Raw genomic sequence first — 14,518 nt, 5'->3', positions numbered from 1 at the left:
AACAGACTTTTCCCGGAAAGTCGGAGCTTTTTATTCCACTGTGATTCTAGCGTTTAACTAGACTGCATGCAGGGCTGGGGCTGATAACGGATTGTTCAACAGTTTAGGCGAGTTCAATGTTAGACGCCTACCTAACCCTGACTTATATCCACTCGTTCGGCTAGAAAATCCAGAAAAACCCGTACTCGCAGCGGCAGGTGGCCACCTTGCCCCACGTAGACTGCGTGGATCTCCTCGATATCACCGGGATTAGCATCTTCGAGTACCGGCTGCAGCCGTCCGTCCGCGATGTCTTCACGAACCTGAAAGGCAGCTAACCGCGCCAAGCCAAGACCGGCCAGAGCCAGTCGGCGCAACGCTTCGCCATCGCTGGCTTGGGCGTTGCCAGTCACCGGAAGCACCATATCTTCCCCAGCATATCGTAATGGCCATCCGGGTTGTGCACGCACATAGTTAGCGCCCAGACGGTTGTGAGCCAACAGTTCTTCCGGTGTAGTCGGTATGCCACAGCGCGCCAAATAGTTGGGTGCGCCAACGATCACCATCCGTGTACCTCCGAGTCTGCGCGCGACCAGATTCGAGCTTTTCAATGGGCCGGTACGTACGGCAACATCGGTACGTTGCTCTAGGATGTCGATGACGTCATCGGTCAGAGTTATGTCTAGTGTCACATCGGGGTAACGATCGAGAAACTCTGAGGCCAGTGGTAACAGAAAGTGGTGCCCGAATGGCACATTGGCATTCACCCGCAATCGACCGCGCGGTGCGGTGTGCTCGCTGGCACAGCGTTCGGCTTCTTCTAGATCGGCCAAAATCCTCACGCCGCGTTCGTAAAAGGCACAGCCTTCGGCGGTGAGCTGCAGTTGGCGGGTGGAGCGGTTGATCAGCCGCGTACCAAGACGCTGTTCTAGACGAGCGACCAGTTTGCTGACGGCCGAGGGAGTCATACCGCAGGCACGAGCAGCCGCAGAGAATCCACCCAGTTCGATGACTCGGACAAAAACTTCCAGTTCGCCGGATCGATTGACTTCCAGACGGGCCATGATCACCTCTTTGGTGAGTTCAACTCACAAATGATATTCCTTTGGGCAGTCTATTTCAAAATAGTCTTTGAACTCATAATTATTTCATCAAAAGACTTTGAAATCATCGAGAGGAGCAATCCATGAAATCACTCCACAAAACATTGGCTTCGGCCATGCTGACCTTGTTGCTTGCCGTTGGAGGTGTTGTCGCTATCGGACCTACGGTGGCGGCTGCGCCAACCTGGGTGGCGACTTGGCAGGCCAGTCCGCAACCCGTTTGGAGTTCAGACTTTCTGTTCCCTACCAACGTACCACCGGTAATGCATGATCAGACAGTGCGCCAGGTAGCGCGTATCAGTTTGGGTGGCCAGCGTTTACGCATCGTGCTGTCTAACACCTATGGCCGTGAGCCAGTCGTTGTGGGTAAGGCCACTCTTGCACGGCCGGCCGCTGACGGCATGCTGGTCGCCGACAGCCTGCGTCCGGTGACGTTTGGAGGACTGGCAATGGCGACAATTCTTCCCGGTGCTTCGTTAGTCAGTGACCCGGTTAAACTGATGGCGCCGGATCTTTCGCAGGTAGTTGTTAGCTTCCATTTACCGGACGTCACTCCTGTGAGCACGTTTCATTGGGATGGACGCCAGACCGCCTGGATTGCTCCGGGTGATCAGACGGTGAGCGTAACACTGAAGAATACCGATCGCGTCGTACAAAGCACTGCGGCCCGACCGCTGTTGACCGGAATTCAAGTCGAAACAGAACAGTCTGCGCGTACAGTAGTGGTGATGGGAGATTCGATTACCGACGGTGCCAGTGCCAGTTTGGATGCAGACAGTCGCTGGCCCGATTTCTTGGCTGCCCGATTGGCACACCAGGGTGTTGCTGTCGTTAATGCTGGTATTTCTGGCGCACGTCTGTTGACGAATGGCATGGATGTCAACGCGCTCGCACGGCTGGAGCGCGATGTGTTAGCTCAGCCCGGTGTGCAGAGTGTCATCGTGATGTTGGGTATCAACGATATCGCCTGGCCGGGTACAGCGTTCGCACCTGAGGCACAGCGGCCGACATTAGACTCGCTGATAGCAGGTTATCGGCAGTTAGTTACTCAGGCCCACAGTCGTGGTATTCGTGTGATCGGCACTACGCTGACGCCGTTCGAGGGCGCCTTGCCCGGCACGCCGCTAGACGATTACTACCAACCCTATAAAGATGACCTGCGTCGACAAGTGAATGGCTGGATTCGCGACAGCGACGTGTTCGACGCGGTGATCGATTTCGATGCTGTCCTGCGCGATCCGGCGCATCCGTCCAAAATAGCTGAACGCTACGACTCCGGTGACCATCTGCACCCCGGTGATGAAGGCAATCGCGCGATGGCTGAAGCCGTCGATCTCGATGCTCTGCTATCGGGACTGGGTACCGTTTCGGATGATGTTGCAGCTAAGACCCTACAGGAGCGTTGAATCATGCTTTTTACACCGTACCGTTTAGGAAGCTTGGAGCTGCCTAATCGCATCATCATGCCGCCGATGACCCGTGCACGCGCTGGAGCCGACAATGTGCCCACGACTTTGATGGCCGAATATTACGCCCAACGCGCTTCGGCGGGTCTGATCGTCAGCGAAGGTACACAGATCAGCCAGCAAGGCCAAGGTTACGCTTGGACACCCGGCATCCACACACCCGAGCAAGTCTCAGGTTGGCGTGGTGTCACCATCGCCGTGCATGCGGCAGGGGGACGCATTTTTGCGCAGCTCTGGCATGTAGGGCGCGTCTCTCATGTCTCTTTGCAACCCGGTGGTGCTGCACCGGTTTCGTCATCGCCGCTTATTGCTAACGGCGTCAAGGTCTTCATTGATCCCGAAGGGAAAGGGCCGAGATTGGGAGTCGGTGAGATGGTGCAGCACTCGGCGCCACGAGCCCTGACCAAAGCAGAAATCGCTTGGGTGGTGCAAGATTTTGCTGCGGCCGCTCGCAATGCGCTGGAGGCAGGTTTTGATGGTGTAGAGCTGCATGGCGCTAACGGCTACCTAATCAACCAATTCATCGACTCACAAGCCAATACGCGGACTGATGCTTATGGTGGCTCGTTACACAACCGACTGCGCTTGCTGCGCGAAGTGGTCGAGGCAATTATTAACGTCACCGGGTCGCAGCGCCTGGGCGTACGATTGGCACCTCTCACGACACTCCAAGGAGCTGTAGATGACACCCCCCAAGCGAGCTATCTCGGCGCAGCCAAGGTGCTCGACGACCTAGATGTGGCCTACATTCACATCGCCGAGGCCGACTGGGAGGATGCTCCCAATATGCCCGTCGCCTTCAAGGAGGCGTTGCGGATGATTTACGGGGGTACGCTGATCTATGCTGGAAAATACACGCTGGAGCGTGCAGAGGCCGCGTTGCGTGACGGCTGGGCCGATTTGATTGGTTTTGGTCGTCCGTTTGTCGCCAACCCCGATCTGCCCGCGCGTCTACTCCACGGTTGGCCACTCGCGGTGCCCGATTCGGCCCGTTTCTTTGGTGGTGCAGCGGCAGGTTACATCGATTATCCGAAAGCAGTACATCGTGGCAATACTGCCGAAGAGGCCGAGAAAAAGGGATGAACGAGCGAGAGCTCGTTTTGCAGGAATTGGTTGTGCTGGGCGGTCTATCAAAACTCCGGCAGCAGATATTTTTCAAGACTAACCCTATAACAGTCGCCTAAATGATGTGATCAGAAGCTTAATTGAGCTCATCTTCGGGAACAGCAACAAAAATTTCTGATGCGTTCAAGTATTGCCCGATGTACGCTAAGCGTGATGTCATATCAGTAATAATGATGGTGTGAATGTACTTTTTGTATCGGGTAAATTGATGCTATGAAAAAGCAAAGTTTGAATTCCAGGCTGACCTTAAAACACAGTTTACGCGCCGGTTTGGGAATATTGACTCTAACCATTGCGGCATGCGGCGGCGGAGGTTCTGGCTCCTCAAGTGCAAACAATACTGTGGCCAGCGCTTCAACACCTATGTTTGAAGCTGGTGTTTTTCCAAATTCAGACAATTTTAAATCTCAGTGCGAAAATCCCCGCTCTGGCTCCAGTGCTGTGACCGGTATTGTGTTTGATGACCGTGACGGCTCGACTCTGGATGAGAATTTTTGGCTGCGCTCTTGGACCAATGAGACCTACTATTGGTATGAAGAGGTAGTCGATCTTGATCCCGGATTATTCACTACGCCAGAATATTTTGAATTACTGAGAACCGAAGAGATAACCGCCTCCGGTAAAGACAAAGATGAGTTCCATTTCACGGTTCCCACCGATGAGTGGGAGGCCCTGTCTCAAACGGGAATTTCCGTCAGCTACGGCGCACAATTGGCGGTTTTGTCGCCACGAGTACCCAGAGAAATCGTTGTTGCTTTTACTGACCCCCAGACTCCCGCCAGCTTTGCGGGATTAGCGCGAGGTGATCGCGTCTTATCTATTGATGGTGTTGATATCAACACGAACAGCAGTGCGGGCATTGCTACCTTGAATGCAGGATTAGCTCCCAATGATATTGGTGAGCAGCATGTTTTTGTGTTGCAATCACTCGATGGTCGACAATACACCGCAGAACTAACGGCCGAGACCATCAATAATGTTTCGGTACAGAATGTGTCGGTTCATCAAACCGAGCAGGGTGCTGTAGGTTATTTCTTATTTAACGATCACATAGCCACCTCCGAGGCGGAGCTGGTGGCCGCTTTTAATCAGCTTAGCAGTCAAAATGTCGATGATCTGGTTCTTGATCTTAGATACAACGGCGGTGGTTTCTTGGCCATTGCCAGTCAGGTGGCTTACATGATTGCGGGCCCGAGAACGACCACAAACAGAACATTCGAGCGACTTCAATTTAACGATAAGCATCCGACGTTTAACCCAGTCACCGGGGAGCTTAATGAGCCGCTGCCGTTCTTTGATGAAACCGTAGGTTTTTCGCTTTCACCTGGGCAGCCTTTGCCGTCTTTGAATTTGTCACGAGTGTTTGTGTTAACAACCGATAGCACTTGTTCTGCTAGTGAATCCATTTTGAACAGCTTGCGCGGAATAGGCGTTGAAGTTATTCAAATCGGCACCACAACCTGTGGTAAACCCTATGGGTTTTATGCAACGGATAACTGCGGCACTACCTATTTTTCAGTGCAATTTCAGTCGGTCAATGCTCTAGGGTTTGGCGACTATGCCGACGGCTTTGCCCCGCTAGATTCACAAACCCTTGGTGCAGTGTTATTGCCGGGATGTGTGGTAAATGATGACTTTGATCATGCTCTTGGCGATCCAGAAGAAGCGATGTTTGCTCAAGCACTTCAATATCAGCAGTTTGGTCGCTGTGCGACTGTCGCTGCCGGAACCAGCTCTAAAAGCACCGATAAGATCGAAAAAAGTACGCCTCTGGTTAAAAATCCTTGGCAGGAAAATCGCATACTTAATAATCCGAATAGGCTGTCTTTTTAAGATGCGCGGCGGTATATACGGTCATATCATTGCAATCTAATTGCAGCAAATATCCGTTATAAAAGGGCGCAGATTGGCGCCCTTTTCATTAATCTGGCTGGTCTAATTACTAGGTTAAAACTTCCAAGATCTCAGGCTAAATGTTGAATTATTTGACGAAGTTATGTCTATATTATGTTTGGTTTGACCGTTCAATAAGATGTTATTCCTGTAAAGCTTAACTCTTAGCTAACAAAAGTTTGTAATCTTTTGTGGCACTGCGCGTCGATGCAGTGCACTTAGTTGTTTAGGCTCATAATTCAAAAGTTTTAAAAATCCATTTTTGTATAAAACTATTGATTTGATAAGTTATACGTATAGTTACGATTCTCAGTTCGATTAATGGAGTAGGTGGAATGAACAAGTTGTTTAAGCTGAGTAGTGCTGGTGTCTTTTCAGCGGTTTTAGCGTCTTGCGGCTCCTCTGAGAAAGTATCGACCGTAGAGTTTCAATTGATCTATGGATCACAACCGCTTGATTGCAGTAGAGCATTCGAGATGGATGGCCGGGAGTGGGTTCTTGATGCTCTGCAAATGTACGTATCCCAGATTCGCTTTGCCGATAAAGAGGCGAGTTTGATTAACCAGTCCGACAAAGAAACCCAAGCGGCAATGTTAGGTACTCGCTGTAAAGGATCAGGTCGTTGGGTGGTTAATATGAAGCCAGTTAGCTTAGAAAGTGAAACTAACTTGAGCTTTCTTCTAGGACTTCCATTTGAGTTGAATCACGGAAATCCATTGTTGGCCGAAGAACCTTTGAACCATTCCGACATGTTTTGGACTTGGCAGCTAGGCCACAAATTTATTCGAATGGATGTTCGGTCGGAAGTTAGCGAAGAAAAAACCGAACATTGGGCCTTTCATTTAGGCTCTATTGGTTGTGACTCTGCGTCTTCGATGCGTGCCCCAGCCGAGAGCTGCGCACATGCAAATACGTTTGAGGTCATGATCAATGACTTTAAACCCAATGCGCCTGTGTATATTCATGTAGATCGGTTAATCGAGAACGCTCAGTTAACCAAAGATAATTGTATGGGTAATCCCGACGATGAGGCCTGTATTCCATTGCTCAAGAATTTGGCTGCGGAATCACAGGGAGGTCGTATTTTTTCTCAAACGATGTAAATCATCATGCGCAAGATATTTTTAACCGCTGTTGCAGTGTTAGTCGCTGGCTGTGGAGAAAAGCAGCCTAAAAGTGATTTTGTTTGGGATTTGCCTAAGGGTTATCCGGCACCCACAGTTCCACATGATAACCCTATGACCAATGCGCGCGTGGAGCTGGGCCGACATTTATTTTACGACGTCAAACTGTCGGCAAATCAAACACAAAGTTGCGCATCATGCCATATTCAAGCGCTTGCGTTTGCAGAGCCTGTATCCGTTTCTATTGGCTCTACCGGCCATTCGTTGCGCAGAAATGCGTCTTCATTGGTGAATGTTGGTTATAACCGCAGTTTGACGTGGGCTCATCCGTACATTCGCTCAATAGAGCGTCAAGTTTTGATTCCCATGTTCAATGAAGACCCAGAGGAACTGGGTATCACCGGTCGCGAACAAGAAATTATGCAGCGTTTTAATTCCGAGCTGTATAACCCGCTGTTCACTGATGCCTTTGGTGATTCCGAAGTCACTATGGATCGTATCGCCAAGTCGTTATCGGCGTTTGTGCGAAGTTTGGTTTCTTTCAACAGTCGCTTTGATCGTTATACCAATGCCGGTGATGACTCTGCGTTAAATGAAAGCGAAATTCGCGGTATGGATTTGTTTTTCTCAGAAGAGGTTGATTGCCACCATTGCCATGGCGGTTTTAACTTTACACAGTCAATTAACGAAGATGAGGAAATCGACGAACATTTACCTTTCCATAATATTGGTATGTTCAATATTGACGGCAAAGGTGGATATCCCGAGGAAGACATGGGTGTTTATGAAATCACCCGCAAAAAACAAGATATGGGTGCATTCCGAGCACCAACTCTACGTAACGTAGCTGTTTCGGCGCCCTACATGCACGATGGCAGCATGAAAACCTTGGAAGAGGTCGTTGATTTTTACGCCGAAGGCGGTCGCGACATTAAAGAAGGTCCGCATAAGGGCGATGGAAGAGAAAACCCCTTCAAGAGTCAATTTGTGAAGCAAGTAGAGTTGTCTGAGCAAGATCGAAAAGACTTGGTGGCTTTTCTTAAGGCTTTAACCGACGAGGAATTTTTAACCAACCCTAAATTCGGTAATCCATTCTTTCAACAAAAAGTACCCGAAAATGGGGACGCTTTAGAGCCTGAAGAGATCACTGAGTCGGCCGAACAGTAATAAATTCTTAGGCGTGCAGTAAGTGGTAGCGTTTCTATATAAAAAAAGCGAGGTTATTACCTCGCTTTTTTATTGTTTATTGAGAATGACTTTAACAAAAAGGCTTCGGGCATCTATGTCCAAGCTTCTCTTTCAAACAGATAACCGCCTTCGACCGTACGAATCTTTTTGGGGGCTTTTTTATCGTCACGTAAAATTTTACGTAATCGAGCGATATGCCAATCAATAGCGTCTTTATCTAATTTGGATTCTTTAAAGTAATTAACCAGTTCATCGGTATTCATTACACAATTAGCGTTAATTACCAAGTAAATAAGTAGATTATATTCTTGCTCGTTTAAAGCAATGGACTTGTCGCCCAGCCAAACTTCTTTGGTGTATCGATTGATCTTCAAGCTGCCGACGGAAATGTTTCTAAGATAACTTTTCACTACCTTAGGCTTTGGCAGAGGGAATCGAGTAATCAGATCCTGTATGTGTTGGTCAAGCTTGTCAAAATCTGACACAGAGATAATAAGATCTGACTGAATACCCAGTTTATCATTTGAGGTAGATGGTGCAGATTCTGAAGGACGAATTTCTAGAATAGGTGCCGGATGTACGGATTTCAGCCGATGAAAAACCGAATAATCCGAAGCTTTCGAAAATTCCTCGTCACAGATAATAATTTCGGGCCTGAATGAAAGCACTGCGCCAAGTGCTTGAGCGTGGTCAGTTTGTTGAAATAAGTGTATGTCTAAGGTCGCAAGCTGAGCGTTAACCGCCACAATAATATGCGGGTTAGAAATCAACAGTAAAACGTTTGGTAAAGCAAAACTCACTTCCGATTCTCCAATACTCTGCTTTTTTCTAAACGTTTAGATAGCAATGGTGGTGTACAAGCAGGATGTCATTTTCTCATAGGTTTACATGGAAAAAGAAATGATTTGAACGCCAATTACATGGATCGCTGAATAATATAAGAAAATCTCTTATGAGCTTAAAACTATAGTTTATCTTAGCTCTTAAATTGCTCTCATTTTTATTAGAACAATTTTTTATTTCGCCGATCGGCTAAATATCTTTAGTGTAGATTAGGTTGGTGAAATCGCACCGATTAATAAGATATTTACTCAATTTGTTTTCAGATTCGTTGAGTCGAGTCAAATTTCGAACATGAATGACAAAAAAGATGTAAATTTTTAGAGAGGGGTGTTTAAAAAGCAGAGTCAGAAGATATCTGCTTTAAAAGTAATGGCACCTTAACGGGTGCCAAATACAACCATGGTCTTACCTTTGACGGAAACTAAACCCTGATCTTCTAGAGTTTTGAGTACTCGTCCGACCATTTCTCGCGAGCAACCAACAATTCTGCCGATTTCTTGACGGGTGATTTTAATCTGCATGCCATCTGGATGGGTCATGGCGTCGGGTTCATTGCACAAGTCCAACAGAGTTCTAGCAACCCGACCGGTTACGTCTAAGAATGCCAAGTCACCCACTTTTCGGGTGGTATTGCGCAGACGTTTTGCCATTTGGGTTCCCAAAGCGAATAGGAACTCCGGATGGCTTGCTGTTAATTCTTGAAATTTCGCGTAACTAATTTCAGCAACTTCACACTCGGTTTTTGCTCTGACCCACGCACTTCGGGAATCATGCTGGTCAAATAAACCCATTTCACCGAAGAAGTCGCCGTCGTTTAGGTAAGCAACAATCATTTCATGGCCTTCGTCGTCCTCAATAACGACGGTTACCGAGCCTTGAATGATGTAGTAAAGAGAATCGCTCTTATCACCTGCGTAGATAAGCGTACTTTTGGCAGGATAACGTCTGCGATGACAATGACTTAAAAATTGCTCTACATTATTAATATGTGGAGTGAGAGATACGGCTACCAAACTTTCCCCCTGGCTTTCGGCCTTTAGATCCTGAACTTCCCAGGCCCTTTTTGATCAGCGCCCCAAGACGTCAATCCACTTAATTCAACAAATTGATGACACCAATAACTCGTGCACCCAAATTGACATTATGGCTCTCCAATTGCGATTGCACCAGCATTTCGCAAAAGCTTGGCCGATTTTGTGAAGTGCTTATCTGACAATTAGATTCTATTAAAAGGTTTTGTTATTTTGCGTCGTTTTTCAGAAGCTTAGACGCATGTGTTAAGCTATCTCGCAGATATATTTCGCAATCATTCAGGAGTCTTTTCGATGCAAGCCACGGTCAAATGGGTAGACGGTGTTCAGTTTTTGGGCGAAGCAGGTAGCGGCCACAGTGTCGTTATGGATGGAGCTGCCGACCACGGTGGAAGAAACTCTGGTTTTCGACCCATGGAAATGATTTTGGTGGGTATTGGCGGTTGCGCTTCTTTTGATGTGATTACCATTTTGAATAAAGCTCGCCAGCCGGTGCAAGATTGTCGATGTGAATTAACCGCTGAGCGCGCCGATACAGTTCCTTCGGTATTTACCAAAATTCATATGCATTTCGTTGTTACAGGTTCTGGTCTTAAAGAAGCTCAGGTTGCACGTGCGGTGGAGTTATCTGCGACGAAATATTGTTCGGCATCTAAGATGATGACCAATGCAGGTGTTGAAGTGTCTCACGACTACGAAGTAGTAGAATCGTAGATAAATTGTTGTAAGTGGTTTTTGTAAGTTCGGAAAAGCGAAAACTGGTTTGCCAATTTTGGAATATGAGCAAGCCAGTTATGTGTTAATAAATTTACCAGTCGTGAGTTGATAAATTTAAAAATCAGACGCGGTAAGTCGTTTTGGTCATGACCTTACTGACGGCAGTCATGGCAAGTTTTACCGGCATTGGAAATTTAGAGCCCCCCGCATCGATCGCTCGATCGGCGTGTTCTTGCTCGTCTTCTATCATTTGCTCAACAATCTTGCGGCTTTTAGTATCTTCTAGCGGTAACTTTTTAAGATGATCGTTGAGATGTTTGCAAACTTGATCTTCTGTGGCTGCCACAAATCCTAACGATATTTTATCGCTGACCAGTCCTGCCGCGGCGCCTAAGCCAAACGACATAGCGTACCAAACCGGATTAAGCGCACTGGTTCTACCACCTAATTCTTTAATGCGTTCCTCGCACCAAGCTAAGTGATCGAGTTCTTCCAAAGCGGCCTTGTCCATTTCTTCGCGGACGTTCGGCAGTTTTGCGGTTGTCGCCTGGCCCTGATACAAACCCTGCGCGCAAACTTCGCCACAATGATTAATTCGCATTAAGGCTGCGGCATGCTTACGGTCGCGCTCGTTCATTTCAACATCTTCGGTTGTGCTGGCCGGTGAAGCATGAAAAACCGGCTTATTACCGGGAGTTAGGGTGCGAATTGCACGATCTGCTTGAGTTATTAAGTGATCGATTGGGTTAAGTCTACGAAACGGCATAGTATTTCTCTAATGCTAAAATCTAAAGGAAACACGGATTAGCCTAGAGTTTCCCGCGACACAAAGATGTGTCGCCAATTTCAAGAACGGTAAGTAATTGAAATTGTGAAGAAATTGGAAATCGCATTGTCAATTTCCGTCCACTGATTAAATCATGGGAAAGCTAATCGGGGTTACCAAAGCTAAATGCTACGACAAACAGCCGTAATGTTGTAGTTTTACATCAAAACTCTACGGCGTGACTTCATATTTGGATGGGAGATAAACATGGATGATCTAATGGCGGTGCTTACGGCAAACATTCCGCTGGCGGTGATCGAAACCGATGACGAAAAGCGAGCGTGTGAGCAATTGCAGGATATTGCCCGAGGTTTGCGTAGACCTTGCTACAAATGGACCTTCAGCGATGGCTTGAAAGAGTTTGATCATAAATTTCAGATCGTTAAGGCGCCGGAGTACACCAAACCCAATCATGTGCTGGAGAAAATTAAACAAGAACCGACGCCTTCGGTTTTTATTCTGTGTGATTTTCATCCGTTTATCGACGGTGAACCATTGCACATTCGCCTGATTAAAGACATCGCTCTCAATTACGATTTAACGGCTCATACGCTGGTATTTATCAGCCATAAATTTGAAATTCCCCCCGAGTTAAGATCCTTTTCGCAGCGTGTTTGTCTGGCCATGCCCACCGAAAATGACATCACCAAAATCGTCCGCGAAGAGGCCAATCGCTGGACCTCACAGCGTGGTGGCAGAATTAGTGTTGATCGTGAAGCTCTGCGGATGTTGGTTAACACTGTCAAAGGCGTTGGGCATCAAGATGTTCGCCATCTGGTTAGAACCGCTATTTTCGACGACGGCGTTATAGACCACAGCGATGTTCCTGCCATTAACAAAGCGAAATTTGAACTGCTCGCGATGGATGGCATCTTGAGTTACGAATTCGGCGTTGAGCAAATGGATAAGGTTGGCGGCCTCGACAATTTAAAATCGTGGCTTGGGCAGCGAAAAGCCGCGTTTTTAAATCCTGAAGAAATCGATGCACCGAAAGGTGTGTTGATGGTGGGTGTGCAGGGTGCTGGCAAAAGTTTAGCGGCAAAAGCCGTTGCGGGGCTGTGGAATCTGCCATTATTACGCTTGGACTTTGGTGCTCTGTACAACAAATTCTTTGGTGAAACCGAGCGTAATTTGCGCCAGTCGTTGAATCAAGCCGAAGTGATGGAACCATGCGTACTGTGGATCGATGAGATTGAAAAAGGTCTCGCCACCGGCGATAGTGACAATGGCACCTCGAAACGAGTTTTAGGAACCCTGCTTACTTGGATGGCAGAACGCAAACAAAAAGTCTTCTTGGTGGCAACCAGCAACGATATCTCGCAATTACCGCCGGAATTGTTACGAAAGGGTCGGTTTGATGAGATCTTTTTCGTTGACCTTCCGGATTCTGCGGCGCGACGAGCCATTTTTGTGATTCATTTAAACCGACGTAACATCGCTGCTATCGATTTCGATCTCGATCTTTTGGTGCAAACCAGTGCTGGCTTTAGTGGAGCCGAAATCGAACAGGCGATTATCTCCGCCATCTTTGCTGCAAACGCCCAAGAAACCCAAGTGGATGATCAGCTCATTTTGCAGCAGTTACACGCAACCAAGCCTTTATCCGTGGTTATGGCCGAAAAAATAGCCAGTCTGAGAATTTGGGCAAGCGAAAGAACGATAAAAGCCTAAAAAGGGGTTTGTTGTTGAAGGACTTTTGATCTGAAAACAAACGGAAAAAGCAGTTTTTTAGGTGTGCAGTTTAGCGAGAAGGTTATCAAGAACCTCCGCCTAATCTTTCAGGATGTAGGCAGAGGTTCTTGATAGGCGAAGTTTCTTAACAGACAGAGCTTCTTAACAGACAGAGCTTTTTGATAGGTACGAGTTTATCAACAGATGAATTCGTTACTTACCTGATTCACGTGCAATAGCGCGATAGCCGATATCTTTACGGAAAAATCGACCGGTCCAATCGATGGCTTCGGCCGCTTGATAAGCATTTTCGCAGGCTTCTTTTACGGTGTTACCCAAGGCGGTTGCACACAATACGCGGCCGCCGGAGGTAACCACATCGCCGTTATCGTTGAATGTGGTTCCCGCATGAAAGACTTTGCTGTTCTCGTTAAACTCAATATCAAGCCCAGAAATTACGTCGCCTTTAGCATAATCAGCAGGATAACCACCGGCCGCTAAAACAACGCCAACGGATGGGCGGTCATCCCATTTTGCTTCGGTTTTATCCAAGTCACCGGCCAGTGCTGCGTTACATAACTCAACCAGATCAGATTGTAAGCGCATCATGATCGGTTGGGTTTCTGGATCACCGAATCGACAGTTGTATTCGATAACTTTGGGTTCGCCTTGCGGAGAAATCATCAAGCCTGCGTACAAGAAACCGGTGTAGGTATTGCCTTCGGCGGCCATGCCGGCAACGGTTGGTTCGATGACTTCTGCCATGATTCGCTCGAAAACTTCGGCCGTTACCACGGGTGCTGGCGAATAGGCACCCATACCGCCGGTGTTTGGCCCTGTATCGCCTTCGCCGACGCGTTTATGATCTTGGCTGGTTGCCATTGGCAAAATGTTTTTACCGTCAACCATAACGATAAAACTGGCTTCTTCGCCTTCGAGGAAGTCTTCGATAACTACACGAGCACCAGCTTCGCCAAAGGCATTACCAGAAAGCATGTCTTCGACTGCTTCGATAGCTTCATCAAGAGTCAGCGCAACAATAACACCTTTACCTGCGGCTAGGCCGTCAGCCTTAACAACAATCGGTGCACCGCGTTCTTTTAGATAAGCGATGGCCGGTTCTACTTCGGTGAAGGTTTGGTATTGCGCGGTTGGAATTTGGTGTCTGGCTAGAAAGTCTTTGGTAAAAGATTTAGAGCCTTCTAACTGCGCGGCACCTCTGCTCGGACCAAAGCAGGCAAGGCCTTGCTCGCGGAAATAATCGACAATGCCGTCAACCAGTGGTGCTTCTGGGCCAACAATGGTTAAACCAACGTTGTTGTTTTTGGCAAACTGAGCGAGCTTTTCGAATTCAGAAACACCAATAGCGATATTTTCGAGCTTTGCTTCGCGAGCGGTGCCTGCGTTGCCGGGGGCAACAAAAACGATGTCTACTTGGTTGGATTGAGCGGCTTTCCAAGCTAAAGCGTGTTCACGACCGCCACTGCCAATGACTAAAACATTCATGAATTAGTTTCTCCTGAGACATTGGGCAGTTCGAGACCGCCCAATG

12 protein-coding genes are annotated in these 14,518 nt (G+C 47.8%); 7 read left to right on the top strand and 5 right to left on the bottom strand.

The window, feature by feature from the left end:
* Positions 1–131: 131 nt before the first annotated feature.
* On the bottom strand, positions 132–1,043 hold the full coding sequence (locus ACYQ28_RS09250) for a LysR family transcriptional regulator (protein WP_460049533.1): 912 nt from the start codon (positions 1,041–1,043) through the stop codon (positions 132–134).
* A 122-nt stretch (positions 1,044–1,165) separates the two neighbouring features.
* Here ACYQ28_RS09250 and ACYQ28_RS09245 point away from each other — a divergent pair, with 122 nt between their 5' ends.
* From ACYQ28_RS09245 to ACYQ28_RS09225, 5 genes are all read left to right on the top strand, one after another.
* Positions 1,166–2,488 (top strand): SGNH/GDSL hydrolase family protein, encoded by a 1,323-nt coding sequence (locus ACYQ28_RS09245; RefSeq protein WP_460049534.1) that lies wholly within the window; start codon positions 1,166–1,168, stop codon positions 2,486–2,488.
* A gap of 3 nt (positions 2,489–2,491) precedes the next feature.
* The gene (locus ACYQ28_RS09240) at positions 2,492–3,631 is read left to right on the top strand and encodes an alkene reductase (protein WP_460049535.1); all 1,140 of its coding nucleotides are present in this window, start codon (positions 2,492–2,494) and stop codon (positions 3,629–3,631) included.
* 255 nt (positions 3,632–3,886) lie between these two features.
* Positions 3,887–5,506 carry a S41 family peptidase gene (locus ACYQ28_RS09235; RefSeq protein ID WP_460049536.1) on the top strand — a complete coding sequence of 540 codons (1,620 nt, stop codon included), beginning with the start codon at positions 3,887–3,889 and terminating at the stop codon, positions 5,504–5,506.
* A 395-nt stretch (positions 5,507–5,901) separates the two neighbouring features.
* Entirely contained in the window at positions 5,902–6,669 is a 768-nt protein-coding gene (locus ACYQ28_RS09230; RefSeq protein ID WP_460049537.1) for an MbnP family copper-binding protein, read from the top strand.
* A gap of 6 nt (positions 6,670–6,675) precedes the next feature.
* A complete protein-coding gene (locus ACYQ28_RS09225; protein ID WP_460049538.1) occupies positions 6,676–7,857 on the top strand; it encodes an MbnH family di-heme enzyme in 1,182 nt (393 codons plus the stop codon).
* Positions 7,858–7,970: 113 nt separating this feature from the next.
* On the opposite strand, the gene ACYQ28_RS09220 is transcribed toward ACYQ28_RS09225, so the two are convergent.
* Complete coding sequence (locus tag ACYQ28_RS09220; RefSeq protein WP_460049539.1) at positions 7,971–8,678, bottom strand: response regulator transcription factor; 708 nt, start codon at positions 8,676–8,678, stop codon at positions 7,971–7,973.
* Between the two features lie 420 nt (positions 8,679–9,098).
* Positions 9,099–9,734, bottom strand: coding sequence for a cAMP-activated global transcriptional regulator CRP (gene crp, locus ACYQ28_RS09215; protein WP_460049540.1), 636 nt, complete (start codon positions 9,732–9,734; stop codon positions 9,099–9,101).
* A 312-nt stretch (positions 9,735–10,046) separates the two neighbouring features.
* On the opposite strand from crp, the gene ACYQ28_RS09210 reads away from it, so the two are divergent.
* Complete coding sequence (locus tag ACYQ28_RS09210; protein WP_460049541.1) at positions 10,047–10,466, top strand: OsmC family protein; 420 nt, start codon at positions 10,047–10,049, stop codon at positions 10,464–10,466.
* Between the two features lie 124 nt (positions 10,467–10,590).
* Here the strand turns inward: ACYQ28_RS09210 and coq7 are convergent, their stop codons facing one another.
* On the bottom strand, positions 10,591–11,235 hold the full coding sequence (coq7, locus tag ACYQ28_RS09205; RefSeq protein ID WP_460049542.1) for a 2-polyprenyl-3-methyl-6-methoxy-1,4-benzoquinone monooxygenase: 645 nt from the start codon (positions 11,233–11,235) through the stop codon (positions 10,591–10,593).
* A 267-nt stretch (positions 11,236–11,502) separates the two neighbouring features.
* Here coq7 and ACYQ28_RS09200 point away from each other — a divergent pair, with 267 nt between their 5' ends.
* Complete coding sequence (locus ACYQ28_RS09200) at positions 11,503–12,966, top strand: AAA family ATPase (protein WP_460049543.1); 1,464 nt, start codon at positions 11,503–11,505, stop codon at positions 12,964–12,966.
* 213 nt (positions 12,967–13,179) lie between these two features.
* On the opposite strand, the gene purD is transcribed toward ACYQ28_RS09200, so the two are convergent.
* Entirely contained in the window at positions 13,180–14,472 is a 1,293-nt protein-coding gene (purD, locus tag ACYQ28_RS09195; protein WP_460049544.1) for a phosphoribosylamine--glycine ligase, read from the bottom strand.
* Between the last annotated feature and the right edge of the window lie 46 nt (positions 14,473–14,518).

The organism is Sessilibacter sp. MAH1, assembly GCF_054658315.1.
Note: the sequence above shows the minus strand (reverse complement) of the source record. Positions and strands in the feature narration are given on the sequence as shown.

What these genes read in the sequence shown, in the direction of transcription:
- ACYQ28_RS09200 (WP_460049543.1), top strand. Translation starts at nt 11,503, where the DNA reads ATGGATGATCTAATGGCGGTGCTTACGGCAAACATTCCGCTGGCGGTG.
- coq7 (WP_460049542.1), bottom strand. Translation starts at nt 11,235, where the DNA reads ATGCCGTTTCGTAGACTTAACCCAATCGATCACTTAATAACTCAAGCA.
- ACYQ28_RS09240 (WP_460049535.1), top strand. Translation starts at nt 2,492, where the DNA reads ATGCTTTTTACACCGTACCGTTTAGGAAGCTTGGAGCTGCCTAATCGC.
- ACYQ28_RS09230 (WP_460049537.1), top strand. Translation starts at nt 5,902, where the DNA reads ATGAACAAGTTGTTTAAGCTGAGTAGTGCTGGTGTCTTTTCAGCGGTT.
- ACYQ28_RS09210 (WP_460049541.1), top strand. Translation starts at nt 10,047, where the DNA reads ATGCAAGCCACGGTCAAATGGGTAGACGGTGTTCAGTTTTTGGGCGAA.
- ACYQ28_RS09250 (WP_460049533.1), bottom strand. Translation starts at nt 1,043, where the DNA reads ATGGCCCGTCTGGAAGTCAATCGATCCGGCGAACTGGAAGTTTTTGTC.
- ACYQ28_RS09235 (WP_460049536.1), top strand. Translation starts at nt 3,887, where the DNA reads ATGAAAAAGCAAAGTTTGAATTCCAGGCTGACCTTAAAACACAGTTTA.
- ACYQ28_RS09245 (WP_460049534.1), top strand. Translation starts at nt 1,166, where the DNA reads ATGAAATCACTCCACAAAACATTGGCTTCGGCCATGCTGACCTTGTTG.
- purD (WP_460049544.1), bottom strand. Translation starts at nt 14,472, where the DNA reads ATGAATGTTTTAGTCATTGGCAGTGGCGGTCGTGAACACGCTTTAGCT.
- ACYQ28_RS09225 (WP_460049538.1), top strand. Translation starts at nt 6,676, where the DNA reads ATGCGCAAGATATTTTTAACCGCTGTTGCAGTGTTAGTCGCTGGCTGT.